Source organism: Cryobacterium sp. N19, assembly GCF_002929595.1.
GTDB lineage: Bacteria > Actinomycetota > Actinomycetes > Actinomycetales > Microbacteriaceae > Cryobacterium > Cryobacterium flavum.
Map to the genome: position 1 here is coordinate 104,912 of NZ_PJJR01000045.1, position 18,012 is coordinate 122,923.

Consider the following 18,012-nt stretch of genomic DNA (forward strand, 5'->3'; position numbering starts at 1 on the left):
GATGCACCATCGACGGGCCGATTCGACCCCTGCGGATCGCGTCCCGGAGAAGACCTGCGCGTCGTGTGGACGCCGGATCGAGTGGCGCGTGAAGTGGGCGCGCGACTGGGATTCGGTGAAATACTGCTCGGACTCATGCCGTAACCGCGGGGTCACCGCGATCGATCTGCGGTTGGAAGAATCGATCACGACCCTGCTCACTGCCCGGGCACAGACCGCCACGATCTGTCCGTCCGACGCGGCGAAGGCTGTCGGCAATGAGGAATGGCGCGATCTCATCGAACCGGCCAGGCGAGCCGCCCGCCGCATGGTCTCCCGCGGTGAACTGCAGATCACCCAAGGCGGCGCCGTGGTCGACCCGTCGACAGCGAAAGGCCCGATTCGGCTACGGCGGGTGCGCTAGCGATCACGACGGATAAAATTTGGGTAGGGAAGCAATACGAGAGGTTTTTGAATGGCGAACGATCCAATCCTGGTCGTACCGCATGCCGCCATCGAAACCTGGCTTCGCACATCTGGGGTCGCGTGGACGTTCGTTCGCGCCTCGTTCTTCCACCAGAGCCTCTCCACCACCCACCTGACCGACATCCGTGATCGCGACGAGATCATGGTTCCGGCCGGGCGGGGCGCGACCGCATTCGTCGATGTGGAAGACATCGGCGCGATCGCCGCGGCTGCCCTGCTCGACCATCGTCCCACGCCGACACCGCCTACACGGTGACGGGGAGTGAAGCCCTCACCTACCAGCAGGTTGCCCAGATCTTGACGGACGAACTCGGCCGCCCCATTCGCTATGCACGGCCCGGCATCATGCGATACCTCCAACACGCACGCCGCACCCTCGGCATGCCGTGGGGAATGGTTTTGGTCACTGCCGCGATCTACACCACCGCCCGCCTCGGCATGGCGGGCGAGCTGACCGACACGGTGCGCGGGGTCCTTGGCCGGGAGCCCATTCGCTTCGCCGAATTCGCCCACCGCGAGCGCGCGGTCTGGAATCCCGCACAGACGACAGCCGCCCTGCCCACCACCTGACAATCCCGACTCTGGCCCTCGTTTCGTCGCCGAATATCCCGGAACCGCACGCAGAGTTTGCTGATTCACCCGCTGCGGCTGGGAAAATTTCATACGCTTGAAGGTTCCGTCAGCTCACCGTTGAGTGCGCGGTGGTCCTGGAGACTCAGGCACCGTGTGCCTCAATCGACACCGGCTGCCATTCGTTCCACGTGGCCAGTCGTGACTCGTAGTCCTTCGTCGCGATGCCCAGGGGCGCCTTGCCGAAGAAGATGCGCAGTGGCGGCTTCTGTGCATCGACGACCTTGAGAATCGCACCTCTGGTAGCCTTCGGGTCACCGGGATCGTTTGCAGAGGGACGACGCGCCGCCGCCTGTCGCACATCGGCGTACTCCGCCATCTCGTCGCTGCGCGAGGCGGAGGGACCCGACCAATCGGTCGAGAAGCTACCGGGTTCCACCAACGTCACGTTAATGCCGAAGCCCGCGATCTCCTGGGAAAGCGACTGTGAAAAGCCCTCGAGTGCCCACTTCGACGCATGGTAGATACCGACGGTGGGAAAGGCGCTAATACCGCCGATACTCGAGACCTGGATGATGTGACCCGAACCCTGCTTTCGCATGACGGGCACCGCCGCCTGTGTGATCCAGAGCGCGCCGAACAGGTTCGTCTCGATTTGAGCTCGGGCCTCGTCTTCGGTCAACTCTTCAACCATGCCGAAGTGACCGAACCCAGCGTTATTGACGACGATATCGAGCTGGCCGAAGTGCTCGGCCGCCTCTTGCACGGCCGCGAAATCCGCGTCCCGGTCCGTGACGTCGAGCCGCATCGGCAAAAAAGTATTCGGGTACTTCTCAACGAGAGCATCGAGAGTTTCCAATTTTCGTGCGGTGCCTGCAACGCTGTCGCCACGTTCTAACGCAGCTTCCGTCCACTGGCGGCCAAACCCCTTGGACGCGCCAGTAATAAACCAAGTCTTGCTCATGGGTATATTCCTTTCAATTGGCTGACCTACACGGATAACGTTCGACGAGGGCAAAGACTTCCCGCCGGCACGGGGCGTCCGCTGTCGCTCACGCGCTCCGACCGCTTTACTGGTTGCGAACCTACAACGCCCGACGTTGGTCCAGCTTCTGGGCCGAGTCGAATCAGGCGTTCTTGCTGTCGCGCCAGGCCAGCCAGTCGGTCGCCGGGCCGAGGTCGTAGTCGGGGCCGGTGATGCCGACCGTGAACAGGCGGGTGCCGAGGTCATAGAGCGCGTTGGCGTCTTCCACCGTGCGCCCCCGCAGTTCCGTGGAGATCTCGATTTCGCTGATATCGCGGCCGACCTCGTCGCACCAGGCGCCGAGCACGCCGAGCTTGTGCTCGAGCACTTCGGGGTTCGAGAACGAGTGCCAGATGTCGGCGTGCTGGGCGACGATGCGCAGGGTTTTCTTCTCGCCGCCACCGCCGATGAGCACCGGGATATCGCGGGTGGGCAATGGGTTGAGCTTGGCCCAGCGGGCCTCGATGCGGTTCAGGCTGTCGTCGAGCGCGTTCAGGCGGGTGCCTGGGGTGCCGAACTCGTAGCCGTACTCCTGGTAGTCGCGTTCGAACCAGCCGGCGCCGGTACCGAAGATGAAGCGTCCGCCGCTGATGTGGTCGATCGTGCGGGCCATGTCCGCCTGCAGGTCGGCGTTGCGATAGCTGTTGCAGTTGACCAGGGCACCGAATTCGAGGGTCGTGGTCTGCTCGGCCCAGGCGGCAAGGATGGTCCATGATTCGAAGTGCAGGCCGTCGGGTTCGCCGGTGAGCGGAAAGAAGTGGTCCCAGTTGAAGGCGATGTCGGCGCCGAGCGCCTCCACTTCAGTGAGCGTGTCACGAATTTTGGAGTACTGGGCGTGCTGCGGGGCGATCTGTACGCCCAGGCGCATGCTGCGGTTCGTCTGGTTCGTCGTCGAAGTCATGGTTCAAGCCTAGGACCGGGCCCAGTGCTGGTCGCGACGCCCGGCGCCGAATTCAGCGCGGGTTCCCAGCCTTTCGCGGGCCCACCCTATGGCCACGGGCCCAGTTTATAAGCTGGGCCCGTGGACGGGGCCTGGGCCCCGTCCACGAGCGGATGCTACCGGCCGAGCATTTTCTGAAGCGCGGCCATTTCCTCTTCCGTCGGCCCGCCTGCTTTACCCTTGCCGGGCTGGGCGCCGGAGCCGAGGCCGAAGCCGGAACCGACGGCATCCGCTTTGACGGATTCTCCGGTCGATTTGACGCCCGAGGCGATCGCGGCGTTCTCGGCGGCCCGTTTGGCCGGGTTGCCCGACTTGGAGCCCTTCTTCTTGGCCACCTGCTTGGGCTTGCCGCCGTAGCCGGCGCCGGGGATCGGGCCCATTCCGGGAATGTTGGGCATGCCGCCCCTGGCGACGGTTTTCATCATCTTGGCGGCCTGCTCGAAGCGCTGCACGAGCTGGTTGACCTCGGTGACGCTCGAGCCCGATCCGCGCGCGATGCGCAGGCGGCGGGAGCCGTTGAGCAGCTTCGGCGTGGTGCGTTCGAGCTTGGTCATCGACTGGATGATGGCCTCGGTGCGCACGATCTCGCGCTCGTCGAAGTTTTCGAGCTGCGCCTTCATGGCACCGGCGCCGGGGAGCATGCTCATCATCTTCTTGATCGAACCCATGTTGCGCAGCTGCTGCATCTGGCCGAGGAAGTCGTCGAGGGTGAAGGTGTCGGTCGCGAATTTCTCGGCGACCTTGCGGGCCTCGTCCTCGTCGAACGCGCCCTGCGCCTGCTCGATCAGGGTGAGGATGTCACCGAGGTCGAGGATACGACCGGCCATGCGGTCGGGGTGGAACGGCTCGAAGTCGTCGAGTCCCTCACCGGTCGAGGCGAACATGATCGGGCGGCCGGTGAGCGACGCGACCGAGAGGGCCGCGCCACCGCGGGCGTCACCGTCGAGCTTGGTCAGCACGACACCGGTGAAGTCGACACCGTCCTGGAAGGCCTTCGCCGTGGCGACGGCGTCCTGGCCGATCATGGCGTCGATGACGAAGAGCACCTCGTCGGGATCGATCGCCTTGCGGATATTTGCGGCCTGCTTCATGAGCTCGGCGTCGACGCCGAGGCGTCCCGCGGTGTCCACGATGACCACGTCGTGCACCTTCTGCAGGGCGTACTTCACGCCGTCGCGGGCCACCTTGACCGGGTCGCCGACGCCGTTGCCGGGCTCGGGCGCGTACACGGCGACGCCGGCCTGCTTCGCGACGACTTCCAGCTGCGTGACGGCGTTGGGGCGTTGCAGGTCGGCGGCGACGAGCAGCGGGGTGTGGCCGTCTTTGGCGAGCCACTTGGCGAGCTTGCCGGCGAGGGTGGTCTTACCGGCACCCTGCAGGCCCGCGAGCATGATGATGGTCGGCGGCTTCTTGGCGAATTCGAGCCGACGCTGTTGGCCACCGAGAATCGTGATGAGCTCGTCGTTGACGATCTGCACGACCTGCTGGGCCGGGTTCAGGGCCTTGCTGACCTCGTCGCCGAGGGCGCGCTCGCGCACCTTGCCGGTGAAGTCCTTGACGACCTCGAGGGCCACGTCGGCGTCGAGCAGGGCGCGACGGATCTCGCGGACTGTGCCATCGACATCCGCTGCGCTGAGCTTGCCCTTGGTGCGGAGGTTTTTGAACGTCTCGGCAAGACGATCTGAGAGGTTTCCAAAAGTTGCCATGATGGTGTCAGTTTATCGGCCGAATTGCACTCGGTGCGATCAGGCGCTCGACCGCGCGGATGACGTTGGTGCGGCGGCCCGCCATGGCTGCCGGGTCGGGAATGCCGCCGGGGGCCGGGGAAGCGCCAGGCTCGTGCACCCAGGCCGAGGCGATACCGAAGATGAGCGTCATGAGCTCAACCGGGTCCCACGCAGCGTCGACCCGTCCCGCCTCCTGCGCCAAGCGGATGCGGCGCACCTGCTCGTCGCGATAGCCGAGCATGACTTCGAGGGCCGGCCGCCATGTGCCGTCGGATTCGAGCCGCGCCCAGTCGATCATGCGCAGGTGGTCGCCGTGCAGCACCGCATGGTCGAAGAGCGCGCCGGCGAAGGCCGGCACATCGTGGTCGGTGAGTACGGCGTCGCTCGCGAACTCACGGAGGTTCAGTTCCAGCACCTCGAGGAACAACCGTTCCTTGTTGGAGTAGTAGGCGTACAAGCGCTCCTTGCTCGCCGACGCACGCTTCGCGATGCGATCGATGCGCGCCCCGGCGAGGCCGTAGGCGGCGAATTCCGTGCGTGCCGCCTCAAGAATCCGGGTCTGGGGGTCTGCTCCGTCGCGTGCCATATCTCGATCATAGCGAAATATTCACTCAAAACGAACTGGTTCGTTCGGTTTGCGCGATAGAGTCGGTCCCATGCCCGGTATCAGCACAAATCAGTCCAGTTCCGCTCCGCCCGCGTCGAGGGCCACCGCGCCCCACCCCAGAAAGTGGCTGCTGCTCGCCATCGTGGCGCTCGCCCAGCTCACCGTGGTGCTCGATGGCACGATCGTGAATATCGCGCTCCCCCAAGCGCAGGAAGCGCTCGGCATGAGCGACGGCGACCGCACCTGGGTCGTCACCCTGTACTCGCTCGTGTTCGGCGCCCTTCTGCTGCTCGGCGGGCGCATCGCCGACTTCTGGGGACGCAAGCGCTCCTTCATCGTGGGCATGGCCGGGTTCGCCATCGCCTCCGCCCTCGGCGGTGCCGCCCAGAGCACCTGGGAGCTACTCGCCGCCCGCGGTCTGCAGGGACTGTTCGCCGCGCTGCTCGCACCGGCGTCGCTCGCCCTGCTCACGGTGAACTTTCCCGGCGGCAAGGACCGCATCAAGGCATTCGCCGTCTATGGCGCAATCGCCGGCGGCGGCGCGGCCGTCGGCCTCATTCTCGGCGGCGTGCTGACCGAGTATGCGAGCTGGCGCTGGTGCCTCTACGTGAACGTACCGATCGCCATCGTGGCCATCGCGGCCGCGATCCCGGTCATTGGCGAGAGCAAAGCGCACGGCAACACGCGGTATGACGTGCCGGGGGCTGTTCTCGTGGCACTCGGCCTGGGATCCCTGGTTTTCGGCTTCGCGCAGGCTGAGAACGGGTGGGGCACGTGGCCCGTGCTCGTCTGCCTCCCGCTGGGACTCGTGCTGCTGGGACTGTTCGTGCTGGTGGAAAGCCGGTCTAATCATCCGCTGCTGCCGCTTCGCGTTATGGCGAACAAGGTGCGCGGCGGCGCCTTTCTCACCGCGCTGCTCTCGGGCGCGGCGCTGCTCGGCGGGCTGCTCTTTCTCACGCTCTACTTTCAGATCGTGCTGGGCTACACCCCGATCCAGTCGGGCCTTGCTTCGCTGCCGATGACCGTGACGATCATGATCGGTGCCGGCGTGCTGTCGAAGTTTCTGGCCAGCACCGGAGTGCGCATTCCGATGACCGTCGGACCGGTCGTCGGCGCGGCCGGGTTGCTCTGGCTGACCGGCATCACGGTGGGCGGCAACTATACACTCGAGGTGCTGCCCGGGCTGATCCTGCTCGGTGCCGGCCTCGCGATGATCTTCGTGCCACTGCAGAACGTGGCACTGTCGGGAATCGTCGACCACGACGCCGGGGCTGCGAGCGCGGCAGTGACGGCCATGCAGCAGATCGGCGGATCGCTCGGAACGGCCCTGTTCACCGCGCTGTACACCGCAGCCGTCAGCTCGTATCTGGCCGATAAGGAACCGTCACAGGCCGCGCAGTTCGGCGCCCTCGTGAGCGGATACCAGTCCGCCTTCCTGTGGGCGGCCATCATCATCTTCGCGGCGGCGCCGATTGCGTTCTTCCTGGTGCGCCCGCGCAAGGAGGACCTGCTCGGCGCGGGATCTGCGGTGCACCTGGGGTAGCCGTCCGGGGCTCCGGGCCCACCTTCCAGCCACGGGCCCAGTTTATAAGCTGGGCCCAGGGACGGGGCCCGGGCCCCGTCCCTGAAGGACCCGGCCATAAAGCACCTCGTGCAGGGTCAGCTGTCGAGGGCTACCAGAACCGTGTCGCCGTGCACGTCGATCGTCACGACCAGCAGGCCGTCGGTGTCGTCGGGGCTGATGGCGTACTCGAGCACCGCGAAGTGCGCCTCGCTGCCGTTGTGGTGCGGGTGAAAGCCGATGCGCTGCAGGCGCAGTGAGCGCAGAAAGTCGATCTGCTGGTCGCCGGAATCCCAGATGATGGCGTTCTCAATCGCCTCCTGGTCCATCTCGTCGAGCTGCTCGGCGATGTATTGGCTGGTCACCGACACCTCAGCCGACAGGTCGGCTACCAGGGACTCGCGCACCTGCGAGTCGAGGTCCTCCATGGCGCCGATCATGGCTGCGGCAATATCAAGAGCCTCGGCGGTCACCGATTCTTCATCGGGCGAGCTGAGATCGATTTCGACGCTCTGGTCACCGAGTTCCGCCGACTCCGACCAGTAGACCTCGCCCTCGTCTTCGTCGCCGAGAATTCCGAAGAAATCGTGTTCGATGCTCATATCGCTCCCTTAATATTATCCATCAGCCGACGAGTTTCTGCGCGAAGACGTGCGGGGTGAACCCGGTGAGGTCGTTGATGCCCTCACCCTGCCCGACGAGTTTGATCGGGATGCCCGTTTTCTCCTGCACGGCCAGCACGAAGCCGCCGCGGGCTGAGCCGTCAAGCTTGGTCAGCACGAGCCCGGTCACTCCGGCATGTTCGATGAACGCCTCGGCCTGGGCGAGTCCGTTCTGACCGGTCGTGGCGTCGAGCACGAGCAGCACCTCGGCGATCGAGCCCTGCTTCTCGACGACGCGGCGAATCTTGGTGAGCTCGTCCATCAGGCCGCCCTTGGTCTGCAACCGCCCGGCGGTGTCGATGAGCACGATTTCGATGCCCTCATTCTTCGCCTTCTCGACGGTTTGAAAGGCGACGGATGCCGGATCCTGCCCGGTCATCTGCGGCTTGACGATTTGCGCACCGGCGCGTTCGGCCCAGGTCGACAGCTGCTCGACCGCGCCGGCGCGGAACGTGTCGGCGGCCCCGATCACGACGCTGCGACCGTAGGTGCCCAGAAACTTGGCGAACTTGCCGATCGTGGTGGTTTTGCCCACGCCGTTCACCCCGACGACCAGCACGATGGCGGGGCGCTCGGAGAGCGTCAGGGTGGAGTCGAGAACCGAGAGCCGCTCTTCGATATCTTCGCGAAGCATCCGCTGGAGATCTGTCGGGTCTGTCGTGTGGTACTTGGCGACCTTGGCGCGCAAGTCTGCGATGACAGCTTCGGTGACATTCGGGCCGAAGTCGGCCTGCAGCAGGGCATCCTCGAGGTCTTCCCAGGTGTCGGCGTCGATGGTCTTCTTCGCGAACATTCCGCGCAGTGCGCCGGAGAGGGACCAGGGGGTGCGTTCAGCCATGTCCTTAGCCTACGGGGACGGCGACGGCTTGCGCGCGGCGATCGGCTGCCCGGCTAGCGCGCGAAACGTTCCGCGCAACCTGTGTGACGCCGCGTGACAGTGTGTGACAGCACGTGACCGGCTCCCTGCCCCGTATTCGTGCGGCGCAGTAGCGTTGATGTCGTTGCTTCGGATCCCAAAATACCGAGGCGGCACCGCAAACCGAGGGAGTCGACGTGCCGAACGAAACCGAGACGGTGCCCACCGTTGCAGCCGGGGCCGGCAATGCACCAACAGCGATTAAGCTGCCCGCAGCCCGCCCGCCACGGCCCTCAACGCGCCCGAACGGCCAGTGGAAGATCGACGGCACCGAACCGCTCAACGGCAACGAGGTCTGGAAGCAGGTCGACAATGGCCTCGCCGTGCGAGGACGCATCGAACAGATTTACTCCAAGCAGGGTTTCGACTCCATCGACGGCACCGACCTGCACGGCCGTTTTCGCTGGTGGGGCCTGTACACCCAGCGGAAGCCCGGCATCGACGGCGGCAAGACCGCCACTCTCGAACCGGAAGAACTCGAAGACCGCTATTTCATGCTCCGCGTGCGCATCGACGGCGGCCAACTCACCACCGAGCAGACTCGGGTCATCGGCGAGGTCTCGCGCGACTTCGGACGCGATACCGCCGACATCACCGACCGCCAGAACATTCAGCTGCACTGGATCCAGATCGAGGACATGCCCGAAATCTGGCGCCGCCTCGAAGCCGTCGGCCTCGAAACCACCCAGGCCTGCGGCGACGTGCCGCGCGTGTTCCTCGGCTCCCCCGTGGCCGGCATCGCCGCCGACGAGCTGATCGACCCCACCGAGTCGATCAACGAGCTCGCCCGCAAGTACCTCGGCACCGACGAATTCGCCAACCTGCCGCGCAAGTTCAAGACGGCCATCACAGGCCACCCCAGCCAGGACGTTGTACACGAGATCAACGACATCGGCCTGGTCGCCGTCGAACACCCCGAACTCGGCATCGGCTACGACCTCTGGGTCGGCGGCGCGCTCAGCACCACCCCGCGCCTGGCCGAACGCCTCGGCGCGTTCGTCGCCGAAGACAAGGTGTCCGAGGTCTGGCGGGGCGTCGCCTCCATTTTTCGGGACTACGGCTACCGCCGCCTGCGCGGCAAGGCACGCCTCAAGTTTCTGCTGGCCGAGTGGGGAACCGAGAAATTCCGTCGTATTCTCGAAGACGAATATCTCGGCTACACCCTGCCTGACGGCCCCGCCGCGCCCCGCCCCAAGACCCAAGGCGACCACATCGGCGTGCACAAGCAGAAGGACGGCCGCTTTTACATCGGCGTCGCGCCGTTTGTCGGCCGTGTCTCCGGCCGGACCCTCACGAAGCTCGCCGACCTGCTCGAAGCCCATGGCTCGACCCGCCTGCGCACCACGCCGCACCAGAAAATCGTGGTGCTCGACGTCGCTGAACAGCACGTCGAACCGCTGATCGCGGCGCTCGACGAGATCGGCCTCTCGGCCCGCCCGAGCCTGTTCCGCCGCTCTACCGTCGCCTGCACCGGCATTGAATTCTGCAAGCTCGCCATCGTCGAGACCAAGCAGTCCGCAACGGATGCCATTCTCGAGTTGGAAAAGCGGCTCGCCGGAATCGACGCCCCGCACCCGATCACCCTGCACGTGAACGGATGCCCCAACTCCTGCGCCCGCATCCAGACCGCGGACATCGGGCTCAAGGGACAGCTGCTGCCGGACGGCAACGGCGGCTCCACCCCCGGCTTCCAGGTGCACCTCGGCGGCGGACTCGCCTCGGTGGATCGGGACGAAGCCGGCCTCGGTCGCACTGTACGCGGCCTCAAGGTCACCGCGGAGGACCTGGCCGACTACGTCGAACGCCTCGTGCGTCGTTTTCTGGATGCCCGCAGCACGGACGAAACTTTTGCCCAGTGGGCGCACCGCGCCGACGAGGAGGAGCTCAAATGAGCGCCATCAACCTGAACGCGCGCGCCGCGGCATCCGCTGCGCCGGCACGCGAACTTCCCGCGCGCCGCCCGGCCGCCGAGCTGGAGGCCTTGGCCGAAGCCGGCTCGGCCGAACTCGCTGCCGCCGCAGCAGCCAACGGCCGCGAGGCCACCGCCGCCGAGGTCGTCGCCTGGGTCACCCGCAATTTCGGCGCCGACTCCGTGGCTGTCGCCTGCTCCATGGCCGACGCCGTGCTGCCCGAGATCGTGTCGAAGCAGCTGCCGGGCGTCGACGTGCTCTTTCTCGACACCGGCTACCACTTCGCTGAAACCTATGAAACCCGCGACGCGGTCGCCGCCGCCCTGCCGGTCACCGTCGTTGACGTACTGCCGCTCACGACCGTGCCGGAGCAGGATGCCCTGCACGGCGCCGAATTGTTCGCCCGCGACCCCAACGCCTGCTGCGCGATGCGCAAGGTCGAACCGTTGCAGCGTTCGCTCGGCGGTTACGAGCTGTGGTTCACCGGTGTGCGCCGCGACGAAGCCCCCACTCGCGCCAACACGCCGCTGGTGACCTGGGACGAACGCAACGGCCTGGTCAAGGTCAACCCGGTCGCCGCCTGGAGCTACGACGAGCTGATGGACTACGCCACCCTGAATCACGTTCCGGTTAACGTGCTGCTTTCCCAGGGCTACCCCTCTATTGGATGCGCCCCCTGCACCCAGCCCGTCGCGGCGGGCGCTGACCCCCGTTCCGGCCGCTGGGCCACCCTCGAGAAGACAGAATGCGGGCTCCACCTGTGACGATCACGCCAGTTTCACCACCAGCCCACCGTCTCTCCGAACTCGACGTGCTCGAGAGCGAAGCGATCCACATCATTCGCGAGGTCGTCGCCGAGTTCGAACGCCCCGTGCTCATGTTCAGTGGCGGCAAGGACTCCGTCGTGGTGCTGCACCTGGCCGCTAAGGCGTTCTGGCCGGGCAAGATCCCGTTCACACTGCTGCACGTGGACACCGGCCACAACTTTCCCGAGGTTCTCCAGTTTCGCGACCAGACCGTCGCCGCCCACGGCGTGCGCCTGACGGTCGCCAAGGTGCAGGACTACATCGATGACGGCCGCCTGGTGGAGCGTGCTGACGGCACCCGCAACCCGCTGCAGACCCTGCCGCTGCTCGACGCGATCGCCGCCGGCCGGCACGACACCGTCTTCGGCGGCGCCCGCCGCGACGAGGACAAGGCCCGAGCCAAGGAGCGCATCCTCTCGCTGCGCGACGAATTCGGCCAGTGGGACCCGCGCAACCAGCGCCCCGAACTGTGGAACCTCTACAACGGACGCCACACCGTCGGCCAGCACGTGCGCGCCTTCCCGATCAGCAACTGGACCGAACTCAACGTCTGGCGTTACATCGAACGCGAGAACATCGAGCTGCCCCCGCTGTACTACGCGCATGAACGTGAGGTCTACCGCCGCGACAACATGTGGCGTTCGGTCAGCCCGGTCAGCCTGCCCCGCGCCGACGAAATCGTCGAGACACGCACGGTGCGGTACCGAACGGTGGGCGATATGAGCTGCACCGGCGCGGTCGACTCGAGTGCGGCATCCGTCGCCGATGTCGTGCGCGAGGTCGGCGTGAGCACAATCACCGAACGAGGCGCCACCCGCGCCGACGACCGCATCTCTGAGGCCGCCATGGAAGACCGCAAGAAGGAAGGATACTTCTAATGAAGAATTCGCTACGTCTGGGCGCTCTCATGCTCGGAACCACCCTTCTTCTAAGCGGATGCGCGACCTCGGTCAGCGCCGAGCCCGCCACCGACCAGGGACCAGCCACCGAACTGCGCCTCGGCTACTTCGACAACGTCACCCACGCCGCCGCGCTCGTGGGCCTGCAGAACGGCTTCTTCGAGGACGCCCTCGGCGATACCACGCTGAGCACCCAGATCTTCAGCGCCGGGCCGTCTGCCGTTGAGGCCCTGAGCGCCGGTGCGATCGACGCCGCCTACATCGGTCCGAGTCCGGCCGTGAACACCTTTGTGCAGAGCGGCGGCCAGTCGGCGGTCATCGTGGCCGGAGCCGCGAGCGGCGGGGCAGCGCTCGTCGTGCGCGACGGCATTGACACCCCGGCCGACCTCGCCGGCACCACCATCGCCACGCCCCAGCTCGGCAACACCCAGGATGTGGCCCTACGCTCCTGGCTGGGCGACGAGGGCTATGAGACCAGCACGATTGGCGGCGGCGACGTCACCGTCTCACCCGGCGACAATGCGCAAACCCTGACCCTGTTTCAAAGCGGCAAGATCGACGGCGCCTGGCTACCCGAACCGTGGGTGTCCCGGCTCGTCCTGGAAGGCGGCGGCCACGTTCTCGTGAACGAAGCCGACCTGTGGGACAACGGCGACTTTCCGACCACCGTGCTCCTCGTGCGTAAGGCCTTTCTCGAGGAGCATCCCGACACCGTGAGCGCCCTGCTCCAGGGGCACGTCACCGCCGTGGACTGGCTCACCCAGAACCCGGCCGACGCGGCAGCCACGATCAACACGAAGCTCAAGGCCGACACCGGCAAGGCACTCGCCGACGACGTTCTGACCCGGGCCCTGACCGAAGTGAAATTCAATGTCGACCCGCTGGCCTCGACCTTTCCGGTCTCGCTCGCCGAGGCGGTCAAGGCCGGCCTCGGCAAGGACGGCGACCTGGACGGCCTGTTCAACGTGGCACTGCTCAACGCAGTGCTGGTGAAACATGCAGAAGAACCGGTCTCGGCCGGCGGATTGGGAACGGAATAACAGATGACCCTCACCATTGACACCCAAGCGAAAGCCGAAGAAACCGCCGTCGCCGAGCCCGTTGGCACCCTGTTTCGCTTCGCGACGGCCGGTTCGGTCGACGACGGCAAGTCCACCCTGGTGGGCCGCCTGCTGCACGACTCGAAAGCCATCCTCGCCGACCAGCTCGAAGCGGTCACCCGCACCTCCACCGAGCGCGGCTTCGGCGGGATAGGCGGCGGCATCGACTTCGCCCTGCTGACCGACGGCCTGCGGGCCGAACGCGAACAGGGCATCACCATCGACGTGGCCTACCGCTATTTCGCCACGCCCGCCCGGTCCTTCATCCTCGCCGACTGCCCCGGCCACGTACAGTACACCCGCAACATGGTCACCGGCGCCACCACAGCGGATGCCGTCATCATGCTCATCGACGCCCGTAAGGGGGTGCTCGAGCAGACCCGTCGACACCTCAGCGTCGTCGCCCTGCTGCGCGTGCCGCACGTGATCGTCGCGGTCAACAAGATCGACCTGCTGGACTACAACGAAGCGGCCTACCGTGAGGTGGAGGCATCCGTTCGTCTCGTCACCACCGAACTCGGCCTCGGTTCTGACTCACGTGCAGAAGTTCATGTGATTCCAGTGTCGGCCCTGGTCGGCGACAACGTCGTCGACCGCTCCGAGCGCACCCCCTGGTATGCCGGACCGAGCCTGCTCGAACTGCTCGAAACCCTCACGGTGATCGACGATCTGGACGAGCGCGGCCAAACCACCGAGGCGTTCCGCCTGCCGGTACAGCTCGTGCTGCGGCCTCAGGGCGCGGTCGTCGTCGCCCCCGAGCTCGCCGACTCGTACCGTGACTATCGGGCCTATGCCGGGCAGGTGGCGAGCGGCAGCATCAAGGTCGGCGACACCGTGAGTGTTGAGCCGGGCGGCGGCACCAGCACCGTCACCGGAATCGATTTCGCCGGGGTCGCTCTCGACGAGGCCTTCGCACCGCAATCGATCGCGCTGCGCCTGGCCGACGACCTCGACATTGCCCGTGGCGCGGTGATTGCCGCCGCCGGCAGCCTGCCGCCGGTGACCCGCACCCTCTCGGCCGACCTGTTCTGGCTCGACCCGCGCCCGCTCGCACCGGGCGCCCGCGTGCTCGTGAAGTTCGGTACGACCGTCATGCAGGCCCTGATCAGCGAGGTCACCGGTCGGCTCGACCTGACGACGCTCGGCGCCCAACCGGCCACGAGCCTGGCCGTGAACGATATCGGGCAGGCGAGCATCCGCTTGTCGCGCGATCTGCCGGTGGAACCCTACGCGCAGAACCGCCGCTCCGGCGCGTTCCTGGTGATTCACCCGCAGGACGGCGCGACCCTTGCGGCCGGCATCGTCACCGCTCCCGGCGAGCCGACGCGTGCGGGCGATGGTTCGGGCGCAGGGTCGGAAGTGTCACCGTGAGTTCGCTCACGAACGTTGCCGTGGCGCCGACTGCCACGGCGCTCGAGCCGGCCGCCATCACGGTCGATGCTCTCGGCAAGCGCTACGGCACCGGCCCGCTCGTGCTCGACAACATCAACCTGTCGATCGAGCCCGGCCAGTTCGTCTGTCTGCTCGGGGCAAGCGGATGCGGCAAGTCCACGCTGCTGAACATCATCGCCGGCCTGGAGAAACCGACCGAGGGCGCCGTCACCGTGGCGAGCGGCAAGGCCGCCGTCATGTTCCAGGACGCAGCACTGTTCCCCTGGCTGACCGCCGGCCGCAACGTTGAACTCGCCCTCAAGCTGGGCGGGGTCCCCCGCAAGGACCGCCGCGGCGAGGCCCTCGAGCTGCTCGACCTGGTCAACCTGGCCGATGCCGCCGACAAGCGCCCGCACGAACTCTCCGGAGGTATGCGGCAGCGCGTTGCGCTGGCCCGTTCGCTGGCACAGGACCGCAAGGTACTACTGATGGACGAACCGTTCGCCGCCCTCGACGCCATCACCCGCGACCTGCTGCACGAGGAGATGGAACGGGTCTGGCGGCAGACCGGCCGCACCATCGTGTTCGTCACCCACAACGTGCGGGAGGCCGCCCGGCTGGGCGAACGCATCCTGCTGATGTCCTCCCGCCCCGGCCGCATCGTCAACGAGTGGACCATCACCGACACCGGCTCACGCCGCATCGAATCCCCCGAAGTCGCCCGGCTGAGCGACGAAATCACCGACCAGTTGCGACAGGAGATCCGCCGCAATGCCGCTTGACACCCGTACCGCAACGGCCCCCGACCCGAGCCACGACGAACTGCGTCGCCTCGAAGCCGGATTGGATTCATTGCAGGCCGTCCCCGAAACCCCGCGCGGTGCCGTTCGACGCACCGTCGACGGTGTGCTGCCGCCCATTCTGCTGCTCATCGGACTCGCCCTGGCCTGGCAGGTCTACATTCTCATCGTCAAACCGCGCCCCGACCTGATCCCCGGACCCCTCGATGTGTTCGGCGCCCTGGTGAGCGCCTGGAACAGTGACCGCCTGCAGCTCGCGGTGACGACGAGCCTCGAACGCGGCGGGCTCGGCTTTATCATCGCCGTAGCCATCGGCACCCCGATCGGATTGCTGCTGGCCGAATGCCGACCGGTGCGACGAGCGCTCGGTCCGCTGTTGTCGGGCCTGCAGGTGCTGCCCTCCGTCGCCTGGGTGCCCGCCGCAATCATCTGGTTCGGCCTCAGCGACGCCACCGTGTACTTCGTGATCCTGATGGGCGCTGTGCCGTCCATCGCCAATGGGCTCGTCTCCGGCGTCGACCAGATTCCCCCGCAGCTGCGCCGCGTTGGCACGGTCCTCGGCGCCTCGCGCCTGCAAATGGCGACCCTCGTAGTGCTGCCGGCGGCCCTGCCGGGCTACTTCTCCGGTCTCAAACAGGGCTGGGCCTTTGCCTGGCGCTCCCTCATGGCCGCGGAGATCATCGTGATCGGCGGCGACATCGGGTTCGGTCTCGGGTCGATGCTGCACCAGAGCCGCGAGCTCGCCGACCTGTCCGGCGTACTTGCCACGATCCTGGTGATCCTCTTCGTCGGCATCCTGGTCGAACTCGTCATCTTCGCGCCGATCGAGCGCCGATTGCTGCGTCGCCGCGGACTCATGGCCGCCGGCCTGCGTTGACCTGCGCGCATCCTTTGTCCTTGTCCCTTGTTTGAAAGGCCCGTTATGACCCCCGCTCCCTCTGCCCTGCGCGTTGCCATCATCGGCGCCGGCCCGGCCGGCATCTACGCCGGCAACATTCTCAACCGGCTCGTGCTGGAGGCCGGCCACGAGGTGGCCATCGACCTGTTCGATTCGCTGCCGGCCCCGTACGGTCTGATTCGCTATGGCGTCGCCCCCGATCACCCGCGCATCAAGGGCATCGTGAAGTCGCTGCAGGAGATGCTCGACGCAGGCATCATTCGTTTCATCGGCAACGTGACCTACGGCACCGACCTGACCCTGGCCGAGCTGCGCGAGCACTACCACGCGGTCATCTTCGCCACCGGGGCCATTCTCGACGCACCGCTCGTCATTCCCGGCATCGACCTGCCCGGCTCGTTCGGCGCCGCCGACTTCGTCTCCTGGTACGACGGCCACCCCGACGTTCCGCTGGACTGGCCGCTCGACGCGACCGATGTCGCCGTCATCGGCAATGGCAACGTGGCCCTCGACGTGGCGCGCATTCTGGCCAAGCCCGCCGACGATCTGCTCACCACCGACATCCCGGCCTCGGTCTACGCCGGGCTGGCCGGCTCGCCGGTCACCGACGTGCACGTGTTCGGCCGCCGCGGGCCGTCGCAGGTGAAATTCACGCCGATCGAGCTGCGCGAGCTCGCCGATATTCCCGATGTCGACCTCGTGGTCTACGCCGAGGACTTCGCTCCCGACTCGCACAGCGAGCATCTCGTCGCGAGCAACAACCAGGTCAAGATCATGACCCGCACGCTGAACGGATGGCTCACCAAGGCTCCGCAGGGCGCCTCACGTCGCCTGCACCTGCACTTTCTGCACGCACCGCGCGAGGTCTACGGCGACGGCCGGGTGGAAGGCATCCGTTTTGAGCGCACCGAACACACCGGAGACGGCGGCGTGCGACCGACCGGCGTCATCGTGGATTACCCGGTACAGGCCGTATATCGCGCAGTCGGCTACCGCGGTAGCGCCCTCACCGAGGTGCCGTTCGACGCCGTGCGCGGCGTTATTCCAAACGACGGCGGCCGCGTGCTCGATGCGGCCGGCGAGCCGATCGACGGCCTCTACGCCACCGGGTGGATCAAGCGCGGCCCGATCGGCCTCATTGGACACACCAAGGGTGATGCCTTGGAGACCATCACCCGGCTCGTCGAAGACGTACCGGCGCTCGTCGCTCGCGACCAGGCGTTCGGCTCGGCGGATACGATTCTGGCGCTGCTCGAGGCGCGCGGCGTGGAATACACGACCTGGGCCGGCTGGCGCACCCTCGACGCGCACGAGCAGTTGCTCGGCGCCCAGGATCTGGTCACTCCCGGCCGGGAGCGCGTCAAGGTGATCTCCCGCGCCGAACAGGTTGCCATCTCCCGCACGGAAGCTTTGCTGACACTATGACCTATGTGATCGCCCTGCCCTGTGTCGATGTGAAAGATCGTGCCTGCATCGACGAATGCCCGGTGGACTGCATTTATGAGGGCGAACGCTCCCTCTATATCCATCCAGACGAGTGCGTCGACTGCGGAGCCTGCGAACCGGTCTGCCCGGTCGAGGCCATCTACTACGAAGACGACCTGCCCGAACAGTGGGCCGACTACTACAAAGCCAACGTCGAATTCTTCGACGACCTCGGCTCCCCGGGCGGCGCCGCCAAGGTCGGCGTGCTCGCCAAGGACCACCCCGTCGTCTCCGCACTGCCGCCGCAGGCGTAGGGCGCCCGCATCGGCAA

Annotated in this window: 19 protein-coding genes; 13 read left to right on the forward strand and 6 right to left on the reverse strand. The window is 66.5% G+C overall.

The features are described from left to right. Position 1: 1 nt before the first annotated feature. Genes CXY78_RS04455 through CXY78_RS04465 form a run of 3 tightly spaced genes read left to right on the forward strand, consistent with a single transcriptional unit; the run spans position 2 to position 1,035 of the window. A complete protein-coding gene (locus tag CXY78_RS04455; protein ID WP_199181886.1) occupies positions 2-403 on the forward strand; it encodes a DUF2256 and DUF3253 domain-containing protein in 402 nt (133 codons plus the stop codon). Positions 404-454: 51 nt separating this feature from the next. Then, positions 455-721: an NmrA family NAD(P)-binding protein gene (locus tag CXY78_RS04460; RefSeq protein ID WP_092341202.1), complete on the forward strand. Its 267-nt coding sequence runs from the start codon at positions 455-457 to the stop codon at positions 719-721. Next, positions 718-1,035, forward strand: coding sequence for a hypothetical protein (locus tag CXY78_RS04465; RefSeq protein WP_104088246.1), 318 nt, complete (start codon positions 718-720; stop codon positions 1,033-1,035). Before CXY78_RS04460 ends, CXY78_RS04465 begins: the two co-directional genes overlap by 4 nt. Before the next feature lie 145 nt (positions 1,036-1,180). Here CXY78_RS04465 and CXY78_RS04470 read toward each other — a convergent pair whose 3' ends face one another. From CXY78_RS04470 to CXY78_RS04485, 4 genes are all read right to left on the reverse strand, one after another. Beyond that, on the reverse strand, positions 1,181-1,999 hold the full coding sequence (locus CXY78_RS04470) for an SDR family oxidoreductase (RefSeq protein ID WP_092341204.1): 819 nt from the start codon (positions 1,997-1,999) through the stop codon (positions 1,181-1,183). Positions 2,000-2,162: 163 nt separating this feature from the next. After that, complete coding sequence (locus CXY78_RS04475; RefSeq protein ID WP_104088247.1) at positions 2,163-2,960, reverse strand: LLM class F420-dependent oxidoreductase; 798 nt, start codon at positions 2,958-2,960, stop codon at positions 2,163-2,165. A 155-nt stretch (positions 2,961-3,115) separates the two neighbouring features. Next, a complete protein-coding gene (gene ffh, locus CXY78_RS04480) occupies positions 3,116-4,705 on the reverse strand; it encodes a signal recognition particle protein (RefSeq protein WP_092341206.1) in 1,590 nt (529 codons plus the stop codon). A gap of 7 nt (positions 4,706-4,712) precedes the next feature. Then, on the reverse strand, positions 4,713-5,312 hold the full coding sequence (locus CXY78_RS04485; protein WP_092341207.1) for a TetR family transcriptional regulator: 600 nt from the start codon (positions 5,310-5,312) through the stop codon (positions 4,713-4,715). 70 nt (positions 5,313-5,382) lie between these two features. On the opposite strand from CXY78_RS04485, the gene CXY78_RS04490 reads away from it, so the two are divergent. Next, on the forward strand, positions 5,383-6,876 hold the full coding sequence (locus CXY78_RS04490; RefSeq protein WP_104088249.1) for an MFS transporter: 1,494 nt from the start codon (positions 5,383-5,385) through the stop codon (positions 6,874-6,876). Between the two features lie 116 nt (positions 6,877-6,992). Here CXY78_RS04490 and CXY78_RS04495 read toward each other — a convergent pair whose 3' ends face one another. Together CXY78_RS04495 and ftsY are read right to left on the reverse strand one after the other, a co-directional pair. Next, positions 6,993-7,496 (reverse strand): DUF2004 domain-containing protein, encoded by a 504-nt coding sequence (locus CXY78_RS04495; protein ID WP_092341209.1) that lies wholly within the window; start codon positions 7,494-7,496, stop codon positions 6,993-6,995. Between the two features lie 22 nt (positions 7,497-7,518). Continuing rightward, positions 7,519-8,394, reverse strand: a complete 876-nt coding sequence (ftsY, locus tag CXY78_RS04500) for a signal recognition particle-docking protein FtsY (protein WP_104088250.1) — start codon at positions 8,392-8,394, stop codon at positions 7,519-7,521. A 236-nt stretch (positions 8,395-8,630) separates the two neighbouring features. Here ftsY and CXY78_RS04505 point away from each other — a divergent pair, with 236 nt between their 5' ends. The 9 genes from CXY78_RS04505 to fdxA are packed head-to-tail and all read left to right on the forward strand — an operon-like array spanning position 8,631 to position 17,995. Next, positions 8,631-10,364 carry a nitrite/sulfite reductase gene (locus tag CXY78_RS04505; RefSeq protein WP_104088283.1) on the forward strand — a complete coding sequence of 578 codons (1,734 nt, stop codon included), beginning with the start codon at positions 8,631-8,633 and terminating at the stop codon, positions 10,362-10,364. After that, complete coding sequence (locus CXY78_RS04510) at positions 10,361-11,146, forward strand: phosphoadenylyl-sulfate reductase (protein ID WP_104088252.1); 786 nt, start codon at positions 10,361-10,363, stop codon at positions 11,144-11,146. Before CXY78_RS04505 ends, CXY78_RS04510 begins: the two co-directional genes overlap by 4 nt. Beyond that, a complete protein-coding gene (gene cysD / locus CXY78_RS04515) occupies positions 11,128-12,066 on the forward strand; it encodes a sulfate adenylyltransferase subunit CysD (protein WP_104088253.1) in 939 nt (312 codons plus the stop codon). The genes CXY78_RS04510 and cysD overlap by 19 nt, the downstream gene beginning before the upstream one ends. After that, positions 12,066-13,127, forward strand: coding sequence for an ABC transporter substrate-binding protein (locus CXY78_RS04520; RefSeq protein ID WP_104088255.1), 1,062 nt, complete (start codon positions 12,066-12,068; stop codon positions 13,125-13,127). Before cysD ends, CXY78_RS04520 begins: the two co-directional genes overlap by 1 nt. 3 nt (positions 13,128-13,130) lie before the next feature. Next, positions 13,131-14,558 carry a sulfate adenylyltransferase subunit 1 gene (locus CXY78_RS04525; RefSeq protein ID WP_104088256.1) on the forward strand — a complete coding sequence of 476 codons (1,428 nt, stop codon included), beginning with the start codon at positions 13,131-13,133 and terminating at the stop codon, positions 14,556-14,558. Next, on the forward strand, positions 14,555-15,340 hold the full coding sequence (locus CXY78_RS04530; RefSeq protein WP_233197233.1) for an ABC transporter ATP-binding protein: 786 nt from the start codon (positions 14,555-14,557) through the stop codon (positions 15,338-15,340). Before CXY78_RS04525 ends, CXY78_RS04530 begins: the two co-directional genes overlap by 4 nt. Next, positions 15,330-16,235 (forward strand): ABC transporter permease, encoded by a 906-nt coding sequence (locus CXY78_RS04535; RefSeq protein WP_104088258.1) that lies wholly within the window; start codon positions 15,330-15,332, stop codon positions 16,233-16,235. The genes CXY78_RS04530 and CXY78_RS04535 overlap by 11 nt, the downstream gene beginning before the upstream one ends. A gap of 45 nt (positions 16,236-16,280) precedes the next feature. Beyond that, complete coding sequence (locus CXY78_RS04540; RefSeq protein ID WP_104088259.1) at positions 16,281-17,681, forward strand: FAD-dependent oxidoreductase; 1,401 nt, start codon at positions 16,281-16,283, stop codon at positions 17,679-17,681. Beyond that, positions 17,678-17,995, forward strand: a complete 318-nt coding sequence (gene fdxA, locus CXY78_RS04545; RefSeq protein ID WP_104088261.1) for a ferredoxin — start codon at positions 17,678-17,680, stop codon at positions 17,993-17,995. The genes CXY78_RS04540 and fdxA overlap by 4 nt, the downstream gene beginning before the upstream one ends. Positions 17,996-18,012: the final 17 nt, after the last annotated feature.